Below are 13,923 nucleotides of genomic sequence, written 5' to 3' on the forward strand. Positions count from 1 at the left end.
TTTTGGTGGAGCGTCTTTCGCATGACGCTCGCATCAATATTCGGCCTTCGTTTTCAGCAAATTCGCAGTCTCGCAAAGTGGATCGCCATTGTCATTCCGATGGCAATAGCCGTCGGATCGCTCGTTGCTCTGTTCCTCTGGAGCCTTGATCGGGCGACAGAACTACGGTTCGAGTTGCCTTGGCTGATCTTCTGCATGCCAGTGGCTGGCTTTGCTATGGTGTGGGCCTACGGAAAGTTTGGCAAGTCCGCCGAGGGCGGCAACAATCTGATCGTCGATCAAATCCACGAGCCGGGTGGCGGCGTGCCACTGCGCATGGCTCCATTCATCCTCGTCACAACCGTGCTGACCCATCTGGTCGGCGGTTCAGCTGGACGCGAGGGAACCGCCGTGCAGCTAGGCGGCAGCCTTGCGAGCGCCTTCGGTAAGGTCTTTAAACTGACATCCGCCGACATTCGTATCCTGTTGATGGCAGGCATTGCGGCCGGGTTTGGTGCAGTCTTCGGCACGCCTATTGCCGGCGCGGTCTTTGCCCTGGAAGTCCTGACAATCGGCCGGATGCAATACGAGGCATTGCTTCCTGCCTTGTTGGCCGCCATTGTCGCAGACTGGACCTGCCACGCTTGGAGCATTGGGCATACACATTATGCCATCGCCTATCTGAGCGGCGCGGGTGAAGGCATCGGCTTTCACCTCGACGCCGTGCTGATGCTGAAGGTTGTGATTGCCTCCGTGGCCTTTGGACTGGCAGCGCACTTCTTCGCGGAACTTTCTCACCTGGCATCGTCCGCCTACAAGGCAATCCTGCCCTATGCCCCGCTGCGTCCGGTTCTCGCAAGCCTGATCCTGCTTGGCTTGGTCTACGCCCTTGGAACACGAGAATATCTGGGGCTTGGGGTATGGTCCCCCAATCCCGAGGATGCAACGATCCTCGGCTTCTTCCGCCCAGATCACATCGATTACTGGAGTTGGGCCTGGAAGGGTCTGTTCACGATCATCACTCTAAGCGCTGGCTTCAAGGGTGGTGAGGTGACGCCGCTATTCTTCGTCGGTGCGGCTCTCGGCAGTGCTGTCGCGGGCGTTCTCGGTGCGCCACCGGACCTATTTGCCGCTCTCGGTTTCGTCGCCGTCTTCGCGGGCGCGACCAACACGCCGCTCGCTTGCATGATCATGGGCATCGAGCTTTTCGGGGCGACCCACTCCGTCTACATCGCGGTCGCCTGCTTCGTTGCCTACCTCTGCAGCGGCCATTCCAGCATTTATCTTTCGCAGCGCGTCGGCGTGCCGAAGACAGCTGCAGCCAACGACATTCCTCCTGACATCTCGGTTCGCCATATGCGCGACATGAACGCCAATGCGCTCGGCGACTTTGTCGGCAAGGTCCGGCTCCGGTCCCTTGCTACCACCGCAACCCTCACCGAAAGGCCCATCATCGTGACGCAACACAGGCTGCATTCCACCGAAATCGGCATGGTCCGTATCTATATGAAACCGCGGGAGAAAACCTCAGGCAAGAGTGGCTGGTTTGGTGCCAAGCCGCTCTATCGAGAACTGGTCCTGCAGGCGAAGTCCGCAGGAATTATGAATGCCGTCGCTCACCATACACATTTCGGATATTCGAACAGCGGCAAGCTTCAGGACGAGGGTTTCGAAATCCCCAATCCGGATCTGACCATGTGCGTCGAGATGATTGCGTCGCGCGACCAGCTTGAGGAATTCTGCCGGACTCATGGCGCGCTCCTGAAAAACAAGGTGATCGTCTACAAGCACCTGGAACAGTGGGACGTCGTCCATCACGACGTGGCGGCGGCAGAAGCACTCAAAGTCACGACATCCTGAAGGAGACGATCTTGGTCTATCTGATCGTTTTCCTTGGAGCGGGTTTGGGTGGTGTTTTTCGGCACGCCGTCAATATTGCTGCCGCACGCTTGCTTGGCTTCGGCTTTCCCTTCGGCACACTCACCGTGAATGTCGTTGGTTCGATCGTCATGGGGCTGCTCACTGAATTTTTCGTTTTTCGATCAGGCCTGCCGCAAGAGCTGCGTCTGTTCCTGACCACTGGCTTGCTCGGCGGGTTTACGACCTTTTCCACCTTCTCGCTTGATGCCGTGACGCTGTGGGAGCGCGGACAATGGGGTATCGCTGCCGGCTATATCACCCTGTCGCTGGTGCTTTCGATGGCTGGACTGTTTGCTGGCCTCACGTTGATACGGCTCATTGGGCAAGGACAAGCGACATGAAAAGCCTACTTACCAGCTGGCCCCTGTGGGCTCTCATGTCAGCAGGCTTTGCAGCGCTGACAGCGATCTTCGCCAAGATCGGCGTCGAGAATGTCAACTCTGACTTCGCTACCTTCATTCGTACCATCGTCATTCTGCTCGCCGCTGGCATGATGGTCTATATCACCGGCAACTGGCAGGAGCCGTCGTCGGTCTCCAGCAGGAGCTGGTTATTCCTGGTGCTTTCAGGCCTCGCCACCGGCGCATCCTGGATTTGCTATTTTCGGGCGCTGAAGCTTGGCGACGCGGCCCGCGTCGCGCCGATCGACAAGTTGTCGGTTGTCTTCGTTTCCATCTTTGCCGTCCTGTTCCTCGGCGAACGCCTCACACTTCCGAACTGGCTCGGTGTCGTGATGATCGCGGGAGGAGCCGTGCTCGTCGCGTACAGGGCTTAAGACCGAGAGATAGCAATTGGGAGGATTGGGCCATGGTGAAGGAACAATGCTTGTGGCGCGAGTGGTACGCCTGGTTTCCAGTTATACCAATTGATGATCACGTGTTCTGGCTGGAGGAGGTATGGCGACGACGAGACCCTCAAACAGGTCGGTGGGAGTACCGGTCGTTTCGATCAGATCGGGAAAAAGAAATCGAAGATGCCAATCGCCCGATCTAAGCGCGTTATAATTGCCCCAAAAAACAGCGCCGTTCCGGCAGCAGGAGCAAGTCCATGAGAGCCTTCATCGAAAACATCGCCGCCCTGGAGATCCTCGATTCGCGGGGAAATCCGACCCTTCGCGTCAGCGTTCATCTCGACAATGGCATGGTCGGCACCTCGTCCGTTCCCTCCGGCGCCTCCACTGGCGCCAACGAGGCCGTGGAATTGCGCGACGGTGACGCCAGCCGCTATGGTGGCAAGGGCGTTCGTAAAGCCGTCGACAATGTCAATCAGCGGATCGCTCCTCTTCTGAAGGGACGGGATCCTTCACATCAAGCGGCGCTCGACGCGGCAATGATCGAACTCGACGGCTCGCCGAACAAATCCGAGCTTGGGGCCAATGCCATCCTTGGGGTTTCCCAGGCGCTCTGCCGGGCCGCCGCCGCAAGCCACGACCTGCCTCTTTACGCCTATCTGGGTGGCGTTGGGGCCGTCCATCTGCCCATCCCCATGATGAACGTGCTCAATGGCGGCAAGCACGCCGATTCCGGAATGGATTTCCAGGAATTCATGCTCTACCCGCATGGTGCGCCGACATTTGCTGAAGCCCTCCGTTATGGGGCCGAGACGTTTCATGCCCTGAAATCTATCCTGTCGAAGCGCGGTCTCAGCACCAGTGTCGGCGACGAAGGTGGATTTGCACCGAAGCTCCGAAGCAACGAGGAGGCCTGCGAGGTCATTGTGGAAGCGATCGAGGCCGCAGGCTACCGGCCAGGCGACGATATCGCTATCGCGCTCGATCCGGCCGCCAGTTCGTTCTTTGAGGACGGGCTCTATCGCCTGACGCGCAGCGGGCAAGGCAACAAGACGTCCGAGGAGATGGTCAGCCTGTTCGAGACCTGGGTCGAAAAATTCCCGATCGTCTCGATCGAGGACAGCCATGATGAGAACGATTGGGACGGCTACAAGGCCATCACCAAGGCTCTCGGCGACCGGATTCAGATCGTCGGCGACGACAACCTCGTCACCAATACCCACTTCATTGCACAGGGCATCGAGGAGAAGGCCTGCAATGCGGCACTGATCAAGCTCAACCAGATCGGCACGGTGACAGAGACGATCAGCGCGATCCAGCTCTGCCGTAAGGCCGGCTGGAACTATGTCATTTCGCACCGCTCGGGCGAGACGGAAGACAGCTTCATCGCCGATTTCGCTGTCGCCATGGGTGGCGGTCAGATCAAGACGGGTTCAGCCTCGCGCTCTGACCGGATTGCGAAATACAATCGGCTGCTGGAGATCGAGGCAGAACTTGGTGGTGCTGCACGGTTCGGGAAATGATGGGAGCACTAACATGAGAATTCTGGCTGTACTGACAAAAGGCGATACAGTCGCGGGAACGATGGATGCTGCAGTTATGGCGGCAGCATCCGTGACCTGCTCGTCGATCGAAGCGTTGAATGTCATCGTCGATCCTGCACATCTCGTCTGCCCTCCCGAGGAAATCGACATGCAGGAGCTTCGCACCCATGACGAAGGCTCGCTGCAACAGCGTGCGGACGCTATCAAATCCGCGTTCGGCGAATGGAATATAGTTTTGCGACCCGAAGCGCCTTCGATAGAATTGCGCACGATTACCGGGCCGGAGGCGCAGACCGTTTTACGGGAGACGACCGCGGATATCGCCCTCGTCGTCTTGTCGCATAATAGAAACATGGATGCCGCCGATGCTTTCCACGCTGAGATCTTCACGGCGCACCGGCCGGTTCTGCTGGTTCCGCCCGGTTGGAAAGCAGGAGCGCGCGCAAGGTTTTCGCATGTCGCCGTGGGCCTCACAGACAGCGATCTAGCTCGCCGCGCAATAGAGACTGCCGGACCATGGCTCGAAGCCGCAGAACGTGTCAGCGCACTTCGCGTAACGGATGAAAGCAACGCCGATAGGACGCTAAATACTGTGATGCAAGGCTCAGGCGTCACACCAGAAGTTCATATTCTGCCCCGTTCCGACAAAACGATCGGCGCGCAGCTCGTCCGTGAAGCGGATGCCCTGAAAGCGGACGTTCTGGTCACCGGGGCTTTTAGTCATAGCGAGTGGCTGGAATGGCTCATGGGTCACGAAACGCGGGAAGTTTTGGCTGCAGCCGATCTTCCGCTGCTTCTGGTCCACTGACGGGCAAAACACTTCTTGACGTAGCCGCAACTAACTCATAATTTCAATATTAGTTGAAATATGAAAACAAGTGGGGTGTGAAATACGATCATCCCCCGCAGGTGCCGAAGCCTTGTATATCCTGGCACCTTAGAACGCTTGTACGAGGATTGGATTTTATGAACGAGCGGCAGGTCCTGGATGCGTTTCGCGCACTGTCACAGCAGACCCGACTGCAGGTCATTCGCAAGCTCGTCGTCGCCGGTCCGGGCGGATTGGCGGCGGGTATAATTGCCGAAGCTGTGAACGTCTCGCCTTCCAACATTTCCTTTCATCTCAAAGAACTGGAACATGCTGGTCTGATTAGTGCTCAGCGGGAGTCACGCTCCATCGTCTACAGCGCGAGCTTCGAGACCCTCAACGGCCTCGCTCATTTCCTGATGGAGAACTGTTGTTCGGGTCAATCTGACGGCGGTGACGTGCCCCCAGAACTTGCCGGATCAGATTCATAACGGCCCCGGAATACAAACGCCTAAATCCTACAATACGGAGTAGCCCCAATGGCCGATCTGCCAGCCGCCTCGCTTGATCTCATTTCCCAGCCCGACCTTGACGCGCTTCGCCCGGCTTATTCGCAGCACAAGCCACGGATCCTCATCCTCTACGGATCGCTGCGAAAGATTTCGTTCAGCCGTCTTTTGGCGGAAGAAGCTGCACGGCTTCTCGAGCACCTCGGATGCGAGGTAAAGATCTTCAATCCCGAGGGTCTGCCCCTTCCCGATGGAGCGCCGGATACAGACCCAAAGGTTCAGGAACTGCGCGAGCTTTCTCTGTGGTCGGAAGGCCATGTCTGGGTCAGCCCCGAGCGGCACGGCGCGATGACCGGCATCATCAAGGCCCAGATCGACTGGATCCCCCTCACGACCGGTTCGGTGCGACCGACACAGGGAAAGACGCTGGCCGTCATGCAGGTCTCCGGTGGCTCGCAGTCGTTCAACGCCGTCAATCAGTTGCGGATACTGGGCCGTTGGATGCGGATGATCACCATTCCGAACCAGTCGTCGGTCGCCAAGGCCTGGCAGGAGTTCGACACGGAGGGTCGCATGAAACCCTCTGCCTATTATGATCGCGTCGTCGATGTCTGCGAGGAACTGGTGAAGTTCACACTGCTGACCCGCGATGCCTCCGACTACCTGACCGACCGCTATAGCGAGAGGAAGGAAGAGGCCGCAAAGCTCGAACAGCGCGTGGATCTGAAATCAATATGAGCGAGCGCCCGCCGGTCGGCACTATCCTTGCCCTGGGCCTCACCCAGATCATTGGCTATGGAACCCTCTACTACAGTTTCAGCATCCTTGCACCCGATATGGCGCGAGACCTGAACTGGTCTACGGAGTGGATTTTCGCCGCACTTTCCGCGGCACTTCTTCTAGGCGGCTTGACTGCGCCCTACCTTGGCCGGGCCATTGATCATTTCGGCGCAGGACAGGTGATGACGGCCGGCTCCGCGATTGCCGCAGCCGCGCTGATCGTCTGTGCCTATGCGCCGGGCAAGAGCGGCTTCGTCGCCGCCCTGATCGTGGTCGAAATCGCCGCCAATCTCGTGCAATATGGCGCCGCCTTCGCGCTGCTGGTGCAGGCAAGCCCCCGCACCGCCCAGCGCAGCATCACCTATTTGACCCTGATCGCCGGCTTCGCCTCAACGATCTTCTGGCCCATCACAACGGCTCTGCACGCCCATCTCTCCTGGCAGAATGTCTACCTGGTGTTCGCCGCGCTCAACTTGCTCGTCTGCCTGCCGCTCCACGCCTGGCTGTCTTACGGCCTTGCCAAGGGTAGAGCACAGAAACAAGCCGGCACGGCGCAGATCGTGGAGGGAAGTCTCAGCCCGGACGTCCGGCAGTTCGGGTTCAAGCTGATGGTGGTGGGGTTCTCGCTGCAATCTCTCGTCAGTGCGGCGATCCTGGTGCATATGGTGCCGCTGCTGTCGGGGCTTGGCCTTGGGGCCACCGCCGCCATTGTCGGCACGCTGTTTGGTCCGTCGCAGGTGCTGAGCCGGTTTGCCAACATGGTGCTCGGCGGCAATCTGCCGCCGCTCGCTTTGGCAACGATTGCCGCCACATTGATCCCCGGGGGCGTACTCATCCTGACCCTCACCGCTCCGTCGGTAGCAGGAGCCATGGCTTTTGCCGTTGTCTTCGGTTTGGGCAGCGGTCTTTTCAGCATCGTCACCGGTACCTTGCCGCTGATGCTGTTTGGCAGCGATGGCTACGGCAGGCTGCAAGGCAAGGTCATGGCCGCACGGTTGATCCTGTCGGCCACCGCACCCTTTGCGCTAGCGTTTGCCATGGCCCATATCGGCACGCTGTGGTCGCTCGTCATTACCACCACGCTGGGTGCAAGTGCAATTGTCGCATTCATCGGGATTGCGCGCCTACAGCGCCGCGACAAGTCTCGGGATCATCTCGCGGGCCGTCCGGCCTGACCCCAGAAGCGTCGCCGAGGCAGCCCCGGTCCAATTCCCATACCCGGCAAGCCAAAGGCGTGGCTGCTTAATCGAGCGCCCCTCATCCACATCAACCCTGCCATCGTCCGTGATCGAGCGCTGGCCGAAACCCGGTGCACCAGATGACGGCGTCAAGATCGCTTCTAGTATCGTCCTGCCAGACGACGCCATCCCGATCAAAGTTTGAGAATGGCCGCACCGAACCCAGCACGCCGCGATCCCGTGCGTCCCGGACCGGGGGAACCATGACAATATCACCAAGGCTGCCAACTGCTGGGCCACTCTCCCCGCCAAGCACCCGTGCGGTAGCGCGCTGAAACAGCACGTGTCCATCGACTTCATCGGGCAAAAACACCGGTTCCTGAGGCGTGACCCAGATGGTTTCGGCGACCCTTGATACTTCGGCAAGTATCTGCGCCCCGGAATTTCCGCCGCCAACGATGGCGACCCGCTGGCCCACAAAGGGATCAGCCGAGACATAATCCGCCGAATGAATCTGCACGCCCTTGAAGCCAGAGGCACCGGCATAGTCCGGAACGAAAGGATGTCGCCAAGTGCCGGTCGTGCTCAGAACGGCACGCGCTCGCCACTGTCTGCTATCGGCGACGACCTCCAGAGCGCCTTCGACGTTGCGGACCGACGTCACTGCGACCGGGCGTTCTATGGGAAAATGATACCGCTCCTCGTAGCGCGCCAGATAATCGACCACCTCATTCCTTGACGGATAGGCCGCCTCGGTCTTCGCCGGCATCATCCATCCCGGCAGCGAGCTAAAGGATGCCGGTGAAAACAGATGGAGTGAATTCCACGCATGTCGCCATGCACCACCGGGCCCTTCTTCAGCATCAAGGATCACGAATCTGACGTCGGCACGCCGCAGATAGTAAGCCGATGCGAGGCCAGCCTGGCCCGCACCGATCACGACGACATCGAAAATGTCCGAAGACATTGCGCTTCCTTACTTTTTACGCAGCCGGGTTTCCGGCCGACTTTGTAAAATACTTGCGGCCCATCCAGAGTGCCAGTTGCACCAGCAAGATCAGCACCGGAACTTCGACCAAGGGGCCAATCACCGCGGCAAATGCGACCGGCGAGGCCAAACCAAAAGCAGCAATGGCAACCGCAATGGCAAGCTCGAAGTTGTTGCCGGCCGCCGTAAAGGCAACGGCTGTCGTGCGCGGATAATCCGTGCCGACGGACTTCGCCATCCAGAAGCTGACAAGAAACATGATGAGAAAGTAGATCGTCAGCGGAATGGCGATCATCACCACATCGCCCGGCAGGCGGACCACATCCCCACCCTTCAGGCTGAACATGGCGACGATCGTGAACAGAAGGGCTGCCAGCGTCATCGGGCTGATCTTCGGCAGGAAGACGTTCTCGTACCAATCCCTGCTCTTTTTCGCAGTCAGCAAGCGGCGCGTGAGGTAACCGGCGAGGAACGGAATACCGAGATAGATCAGCACCGCTTCCGCAATCGTCCAGAACGAGACGTCGATCACACTGCCTTCAAGGCCAAACAGCGGAGGCAGGAAGGACAGGAAGAACCACGCATAGACGCTGAAAAACAGGATCTGGAAGATCGAATTGAAGGCAACGAGGCCCGCGACATACTGGTTGTCGCCCCTTGCAAGCTGGTTCCAGACGAGAACCATGGCAATGCAGCGGGCGAGACCGATCAGGATCAAACCGGTCATATATTCCGGATAGTCCCGCAGAAAAATCACCGCCAGTGCAAACATCAGCACCGGACCGATTATCCAGTTCTGCAGGAGAGAAATCGCCAGAACCCGCTTGTCGGCAAACACCTGCGGCAATTCCTCGAAGCGCACTTTCGCCAGAGGCGGATACATCATCAGGATGAGGCCGATGGCAATCGGAATATTGGTGGTGCCGACGGAAAGGCTGTCGAGCGCTGCAGGCAGGCCGGTAAAGACGGTACCGAGCAGCACACCCAGTGCCATGGCGGCAAAAATCCAGACGGTCAGATAGCGGTCGAGAAACGACAGGCGCAGTGTTGGTTCTTCGGGACGCATTGGCGCTCTCCTTGGCAGATAAACATCGTCCGCAGCCTTGCAACGAAGACTGCGGTCACACGCGTTCAGCTTGAATTGACTTACGTTAGACCACGCGACGACCGGTCTGGTCGACGACGACTTCGCCATCTTCCTTGGTAAACGCAGCCTGCTGATCGGCTGGAAGGATATCCAGCACCACTTCCGATGGTCGGCACAGCTTGACACCGGCAGGCGTGACGACGATCGGGCGGTTGATGAGGATGGGATGTTCCATCATTGCATCAACCAGTTGCTCATCCGACAAGGATGTGTCGCCCAGACCGAGTTCGGAAAACGGTGTTCCCTTTTCGCGAAGAAGGTCACGCGCAGAAATTCCCATCCGGTCGATCAACTGCTCCAGCAGCGCGCGCGAAGGCGGGGTCTTGAGATACTCGACCACATGGGGTTCGATGCCGGCGTTGCGGATCATCGCAAGCGTGTTGCGCGAAGTTCCGCAGTCCGGGTTGTGGTAGATGACGATATCGACGGGGTTGGTCATGCGACGTCGGGCCTTTTGTTTGACTGGAGAGAAAGTATGGAGGTCGAGGGCCGACGAATTAACGGCGCGCGTTTCTTCACTTCGGCCGAATCCGTCATCTGGCTTTAATTGGTCGCTTCCCGAACACCGGTCGTTCCTTCCATCGTTCCGATCTGCCGTAGCCGTGTTTCGAGGGCCAGGCGATCAATGGATTCGAGCGGAAGGCTCAGGAATGCCGTGATACGATTTTTCAGAAACCGCGCCGCCTGCGCGAATGCCCGCTGAATTTCGACTTCGGTTCCGTTGACAGATGCAGGATCCTCGACGCCCCAATGGGCTGTCATCGGGTGACCGATCCATACCGGGCAAGCTTCACCCGCTGCACTGTCACAAACGGTGAAGATGAAATCCATCTGTGGCGCACCCGGCTCGGCAAACACATCCCAGCTCTTGGACGAGAAGCCTGTTGAGGCGTAACCGAGCGCCGCGAGTTCCTTGAGCGCGTGCGGATTGACTTCGCCCTTCGGCTGACTGCCAGCGGAGTAAGCCTTGAAGCGACCGCCGCCTTCCTTGTTGAGGATGGCTTCGGCAAGAATGGAGCGTGCGGAATTGCCCGTGCACAGGAAGAGCACGTTATAGGTCTTTTCGGTCATGTCTGTGATCCGTGTGTTAAGTTAGTGGTCGGGTAGATTTCATGATCGTCGCCGATGATGGGCAGAGAGGACAGCTGCCGTGTGGCAAGCACTGCGGCTGGCAGATTTTCCCGTCAAACTTCGATGAACACGAGGCAGGCAAAAAGCGGCGATGCCCTCTTGGTAGCAAGGAACATGTCGCTGCCTGATTCGAGATCGCTCCCGTCTAATCGTTCTACCCTGAGCGCACTCATGCGAGACTTTCCTGCGGGGTCGGGACACAGCACGGTGTCAGTTCAGCGATGAGTGGCGCACACAATTCAGCGGATCCACCACAGCAGTCCTTCAGAAGGAATAGCGTCATATCGCGAAGCTGTTCGAGCTCAGCGCGGTACATGATGATCCTGCTGTGCCGTTGCGAGGTTACGAGCCCGGCCCGCGACAGAATGTTCAAATGCGCCGACATGGTATTTTGCGGCACCACGAGCGCACGCGCTATATCGCCAGCCGGCAGCCCCTCCGGCGCGTGTTTTATGAGCAACCGAAAAGTCTCAAGACGGGTTGGTTGCGCGAGCGCTGCAAGAGCGAGAATTGCTTGTTCCTGTTCCATATATCCAGATTACTGGAATTATGGACGAAGTCAACACGTTTGTTCAGCAGCGCCTGCCCTCGACTTTGAATAAGAACGCACGAACTTAGACTGCAACACTGCAGACGGCCTTGCCCGGGACCCGAAAGCCTTGACGTTAAACAGGCTCACACGAGCGCCTTGCGTACAGCTGCCGAGACCCACTCGGCCAGGATAACCGTGGCCAGAATGACGATGAAGATCGTCGTTACCTGGGGCCAGGCCAACATGTTCAAAGAGGACTGAAGCTTGAGGCCGAGCCCGCCTGCACCGACGAGGCCGAGGATCGCCGATTCCCTGATGTTGATGTCCCAGCGGAACACGGTAATTCCCAGAAACGAAGGCAGGACCTGCGGCACAATCGCGTAGTCGATAACCTGTATGCGACTTGCCCCGGTGGATGAGATAGCTTCAACCTGCTTCTGGTCGATCTCCTCAATCGTTTCGTAAAGGAGCTTTCCGACGAAGCCAATTGACCGAAGGGCGATCGCAATGATGCCGGCAAGCAGTCCAGGTCCCAGGATCGAGACGAGAAGCAATGCCCAGATCAGCGAGTTGATGGACCGTGATGCAACGATCAGGAAAAGTGCGATCGGCCGAAGGACAAGCAGGCTGGGCGTGGTGTTGCGAGCGGCAAGGAAAGCAATAGGCACCGCCAGCACAGTGCCAAAAAGCGTCCCAAGCGTCGCCATGTTGAGCGTGTCCCAAAGCGGAGTGATGAGCTCGCTTACATAAAACAGGCGAGGTGGAAAGGCGCGGCTAAGAATGTCGCCGCCTTGCCGGGGCGCATCGTAAATAAACGCCCAGATCGTATCTTTTGTCATGATCTGCCAGCAGAACATGAAGAAGGCGACGAGTAGCAGCCAACCGATCCACTGAATGAGCTCGCGGCTCGGCGTGAGCTTGCGCCATGTCTTGCTGCCATCAAGGGAATGTGAAACTGGCATTATTGAACCCGCTTGCGAATTAAGCTCGAACCGTATTCGGCGAGCATGACGATGACGATAATGAGGATCAGCACAGCACCGGCGCTATCGTACTCGTATCGGTCAATCGACGTGTTGAGCGTTGCACCGATACCTCCTGCCCCGACGATGCCGATGACGGCCGATTCACGGAAATTGATGTCAAACCGGTAGAGCGAAAGCCCTATCAGTCGCGGCATTACCTGTGGTTGGACCGCATAGTTGACGAGTTGCAGCCAAGACGCGCCGGTGGCACGGATGGCCTCTGCCTGCTTTTCATCGATTTCTTCGATAGCGTCAGCGAGGAGCTTGGCGATAAAGCCAATCGTTGCGAAGGTGAGCGTCAGGAAACCCGCGAACGGGCCGAAACCGAACATTGCAACGAGCAGGATCGCAATGATGATCTCCTGGAAGGCACGCGAAATGGCAATGATTGAGCGGCACACGTAGTAGACGGGCGCTGGCGCAAGATTGCGCGCCCCTCCGATGCCAATCGGGATGGAAACGAGGATACCGACGATAGTCGAAGTCAACGTCATCGTCAGGCTCTCTTCAAGTCCCTGTGCGATATCACGCCAGCGCGTGGTAAAGTTTGGGACCAGAAAGCCTTGAAGGAAACGCCAGCCGCGATCGAGCCCTTCGTAGGCACGCGCCCAGTTTACATCGATGGTCGCAACGGCAACGATGATATAAATCAGCGCGCCCCCATAGATCAGCCAGCGCAAAACCGCCGACCTGATGAACAGTGGTGGCCGCCGCCACACCGAAGGATAGCTCGTCGAGAGTACATGGGCCATCACAAGGCTCCTGCCAAGCGCTCTTCCGCCCGTTCTCGTTCAATAACTGCAAGGAGCTCTTCTTCGGCATCATCCTGGGCTTGCTTCTGCATGGCAACCCAGTCCTCTTCGCCATAGATGCGGGTGAGTGCAGCTGTGTCGAGTTGGTCAGGCGTGCCGTCGAAGACTACCTCGCCAGCACGCAGGCCGATAATCCGTTGAACGAAAGCCTGCGCCAACAGGACGTCATGGATATTGATGACCGCCGGCAGGTTTCGTTCTTTGCAGATCTCGACGATCAGCCTCATGATTTGCCGTGAGGTTTTAGGGTCGAGCGAAGCGGTCGGCTCATCAACCAGAAGCAGTTCAGGGTCTTGCTCCAGCGCGCGTGCGATACCGACGCGCTGTCGCTGACCGCCTGAGAGAGCATCGGCGCGTTTGTCGGCATGGGCCGTCAAACCAACGCGCTCCAGAAGTGCGAATGCGTTCTGCACGTAGCCTGCGGGGTAGCGGCGTAAAAAACTGCGCCAGAAAGGCACGTAGCCGAGCCGACCGGAGAGCACGTTTTCCATTACGGTCAACCGCTCGACCAGAGCATATTCCTGGAAGATCATGCCGATACGGCGGCGCGCGACCCTGAGATCGGACCGAGACAACGCGGTCACGTCTCGCTCGCCTAGAAAGATCTTGCCTGACGTGGGTTCGGTCAGTCGATTTACGCAACGGATGAGACTGGATTTGCCGGCTCCCGAAGGACCGATCAAACCTACCACCTGGCCGGCAGGGATTTCCAATGTGATCCCGTTCAGCGCCTTGTCGCCGGTTTTGTAGGTTTTGGTGAGCCCCGTGATCCTGAGCATT

The 13,923-nt window shown here is 58.3% G+C and carries 16 protein-coding genes; 8 read left to right on the forward strand and 8 right to left on the reverse strand.

Going from position 1 to position 13,923, the window contains the following annotated elements; all coding sequences use genetic code 11:
• The first annotated feature begins 21 nt into the window (after positions 1 to 21).
• From AKG12_RS22575 to arsK, 8 genes are all read left to right on the forward strand, one after another.
• Entirely contained in the window at positions 22 to 1,839 is a 1,818-nt protein-coding gene (locus AKG12_RS22575) for a voltage-gated chloride channel family protein (protein WP_052820505.1), read from the forward strand.
• Between the two features lie 11 nt (positions 1,840 to 1,850).
• Positions 1,851 to 2,240 (forward strand): fluoride efflux transporter CrcB, encoded by a 390-nt coding sequence (crcB, locus tag AKG12_RS22580; RefSeq protein ID WP_052820506.1) that lies wholly within the window; start codon positions 1,851 to 1,853, stop codon positions 2,238 to 2,240.
• Positions 2,237 to 2,674, forward strand: a complete 438-nt coding sequence (locus AKG12_RS22585) for an EamA family transporter (RefSeq protein ID WP_052820507.1) — start codon at positions 2,237 to 2,239, stop codon at positions 2,672 to 2,674. The genes crcB and AKG12_RS22585 overlap by 4 nt, the downstream gene beginning before the upstream one ends.
• A 272-nt stretch (positions 2,675 to 2,946) precedes the next feature.
• Positions 2,947 to 4,212, forward strand: a complete 1,266-nt coding sequence (eno, locus tag AKG12_RS22590) for a phosphopyruvate hydratase (RefSeq protein WP_052820508.1) — start codon at positions 2,947 to 2,949, stop codon at positions 4,210 to 4,212.
• A complete protein-coding gene (locus tag AKG12_RS22595; protein ID WP_137088094.1) occupies positions 4,184 to 5,041 on the forward strand; it encodes a universal stress protein in 858 nt (285 codons plus the stop codon). Before eno ends, AKG12_RS22595 begins: the two co-directional genes overlap by 29 nt.
• Before the next feature lie 158 nt (positions 5,042 to 5,199).
• Positions 5,200 to 5,532 (forward strand): ArsR/SmtB family transcription factor, encoded by a 333-nt coding sequence (locus AKG12_RS22600; protein WP_015647716.1) that lies wholly within the window; start codon positions 5,200 to 5,202, stop codon positions 5,530 to 5,532.
• A gap of 48 nt (positions 5,533 to 5,580) precedes the next feature.
• Positions 5,581 to 6,288 carry an arsenical resistance protein ArsH gene (gene arsH, locus AKG12_RS22605; protein ID WP_015647715.1) on the forward strand — a complete coding sequence of 236 codons (708 nt, stop codon included), beginning with the start codon at positions 5,581 to 5,583 and terminating at the stop codon, positions 6,286 to 6,288.
• Positions 6,285 to 7,505 (forward strand): arsenite efflux MFS transporter ArsK, encoded by a 1,221-nt coding sequence (gene arsK, locus AKG12_RS22610; RefSeq protein WP_015647714.1) that lies wholly within the window; start codon positions 6,285 to 6,287, stop codon positions 7,503 to 7,505. The genes arsH and arsK overlap by 4 nt, the downstream gene beginning before the upstream one ends.
• Before the next feature lie 91 nt (positions 7,506 to 7,596).
• Here arsK and AKG12_RS22615 read toward each other — a convergent pair whose 3' ends face one another.
• The 8 genes from AKG12_RS22615 to phnC all read right to left on the reverse strand — a co-directional run bounded on the left by AKG12_RS22615 (position 7,597) and on the right by phnC (position 13,922).
• Positions 7,597 to 8,475 carry an ArsO family NAD(P)H-dependent flavin-containing monooxygenase gene (locus AKG12_RS22615; RefSeq protein WP_285277788.1) on the reverse strand — a complete coding sequence of 293 codons (879 nt, stop codon included), beginning with the start codon at positions 8,473 to 8,475 and terminating at the stop codon, positions 7,597 to 7,599.
• A gap of 16 nt (positions 8,476 to 8,491) precedes the next feature.
• Positions 8,492 to 9,562, reverse strand: a complete 1,071-nt coding sequence (gene arsB, locus AKG12_RS22620; protein ID WP_015647712.1) for an ACR3 family arsenite efflux transporter — start codon at positions 9,560 to 9,562, stop codon at positions 8,492 to 8,494.
• Between the two features lie 85 nt (positions 9,563 to 9,647).
• Positions 9,648 to 10,082 carry an arsenate reductase (glutaredoxin) gene (arsC, locus tag AKG12_RS22625; protein WP_015647711.1) on the reverse strand — a complete coding sequence of 145 codons (435 nt, stop codon included), beginning with the start codon at positions 10,080 to 10,082 and terminating at the stop codon, positions 9,648 to 9,650.
• A gap of 104 nt (positions 10,083 to 10,186) precedes the next feature.
• Positions 10,187 to 10,714, reverse strand: a complete 528-nt coding sequence (locus tag AKG12_RS22630; RefSeq protein ID WP_015647710.1) for an arsenate reductase ArsC — start codon at positions 10,712 to 10,714, stop codon at positions 10,187 to 10,189.
• A gap of 229 nt (positions 10,715 to 10,943) precedes the next feature.
• Complete coding sequence (locus tag AKG12_RS22635; RefSeq protein WP_052820509.1) at positions 10,944 to 11,303, reverse strand: ArsR/SmtB family transcription factor; 360 nt, start codon at positions 11,301 to 11,303, stop codon at positions 10,944 to 10,946.
• 146 nt (positions 11,304 to 11,449) lie between these two features.
• On the reverse strand, positions 11,450 to 12,268 hold the full coding sequence (gene phnE, locus AKG12_RS22640; protein WP_015647708.1) for a phosphonate ABC transporter, permease protein PhnE: 819 nt from the start codon (positions 12,266 to 12,268) through the stop codon (positions 11,450 to 11,452).
• Positions 12,268 to 13,083, reverse strand: a complete 816-nt coding sequence (gene phnE / locus AKG12_RS22645) for a phosphonate ABC transporter, permease protein PhnE (protein WP_015647707.1) — start codon at positions 13,081 to 13,083, stop codon at positions 12,268 to 12,270. Before phnE (AKG12_RS22645) ends, phnE (AKG12_RS22640) begins: the two co-directional genes overlap by 1 nt.
• A complete protein-coding gene (gene phnC, locus AKG12_RS22650; protein ID WP_015647706.1) occupies positions 13,083 to 13,922 on the reverse strand; it encodes a phosphonate ABC transporter ATP-binding protein in 840 nt (279 codons plus the stop codon). The genes phnE (AKG12_RS22645) and phnC overlap by 1 nt, the downstream gene beginning before the upstream one ends.
• Position 13,923: the final 1 nt, after the last annotated feature.

Source organism: Agrobacterium sp. SUL3, assembly GCF_001263295.1.
Classification (GTDB): Bacteria; Pseudomonadota; Alphaproteobacteria; order Rhizobiales; family Rhizobiaceae; genus Agrobacterium; species Agrobacterium tomkonis.

Excerpts from the sequence above, each read along its gene's own strand:
- AKG12_RS22575 (WP_052820505.1), top strand. The coding sequence starts at position 22 with ATGACGCTCGCATCAATATTCGGCCTTCGTTTTCAGCAAATTCGCAGT.
- AKG12_RS22585 (WP_052820507.1), top strand. The coding sequence starts at position 2,237 with ATGAAAAGCCTACTTACCAGCTGGCCCCTGTGGGCTCTCATGTCAGCA.
- eno (WP_052820508.1), top strand. The coding sequence starts at position 2,947 with ATGAGAGCCTTCATCGAAAACATCGCCGCCCTGGAGATCCTCGATTCG.
- AKG12_RS22600 (WP_015647716.1), top strand. The coding sequence starts at position 5,200 with ATGAACGAGCGGCAGGTCCTGGATGCGTTTCGCGCACTGTCACAGCAG.
- arsH (WP_015647715.1), top strand. The coding sequence starts at position 5,581 with ATGGCCGATCTGCCAGCCGCCTCGCTTGATCTCATTTCCCAGCCCGAC.
- arsK (WP_015647714.1), top strand. The coding sequence starts at position 6,285 with ATGAGCGAGCGCCCGCCGGTCGGCACTATCCTTGCCCTGGGCCTCACC.
- AKG12_RS22615 (WP_285277788.1), bottom strand. The coding sequence starts at position 8,475 with ATGTCTTCGGACATTTTCGATGTCGTCGTGATCGGTGCGGGCCAGGCT.
- arsB (WP_015647712.1), bottom strand. The coding sequence starts at position 9,562 with ATGCGTCCCGAAGAACCAACACTGCGCCTGTCGTTTCTCGACCGCTAT.
- arsC (WP_015647711.1), bottom strand. The coding sequence starts at position 10,082 with ATGACCAACCCCGTCGATATCGTCATCTACCACAACCCGGACTGCGGA.
- AKG12_RS22630 (WP_015647710.1), bottom strand. The coding sequence starts at position 10,714 with ATGACCGAAAAGACCTATAACGTGCTCTTCCTGTGCACGGGCAATTCC.
- AKG12_RS22635 (WP_052820509.1), bottom strand. The coding sequence starts at position 11,303 with ATGGAACAGGAACAAGCAATTCTCGCTCTTGCAGCGCTCGCGCAACCA.
- phnE (WP_015647708.1), bottom strand. The coding sequence starts at position 12,268 with ATGCCAGTTTCACATTCCCTTGATGGCAGCAAGACATGGCGCAAGCTC.
- phnE (WP_015647707.1), bottom strand. The coding sequence starts at position 13,083 with ATGGCCCATGTACTCTCGACGAGCTATCCTTCGGTGTGGCGGCGGCCA.
- phnC (WP_015647706.1), bottom strand. The coding sequence starts at position 13,922 with ATGCTCAGGATCACGGGGCTCACCAAAACCTACAAAACCGGCGACAAG.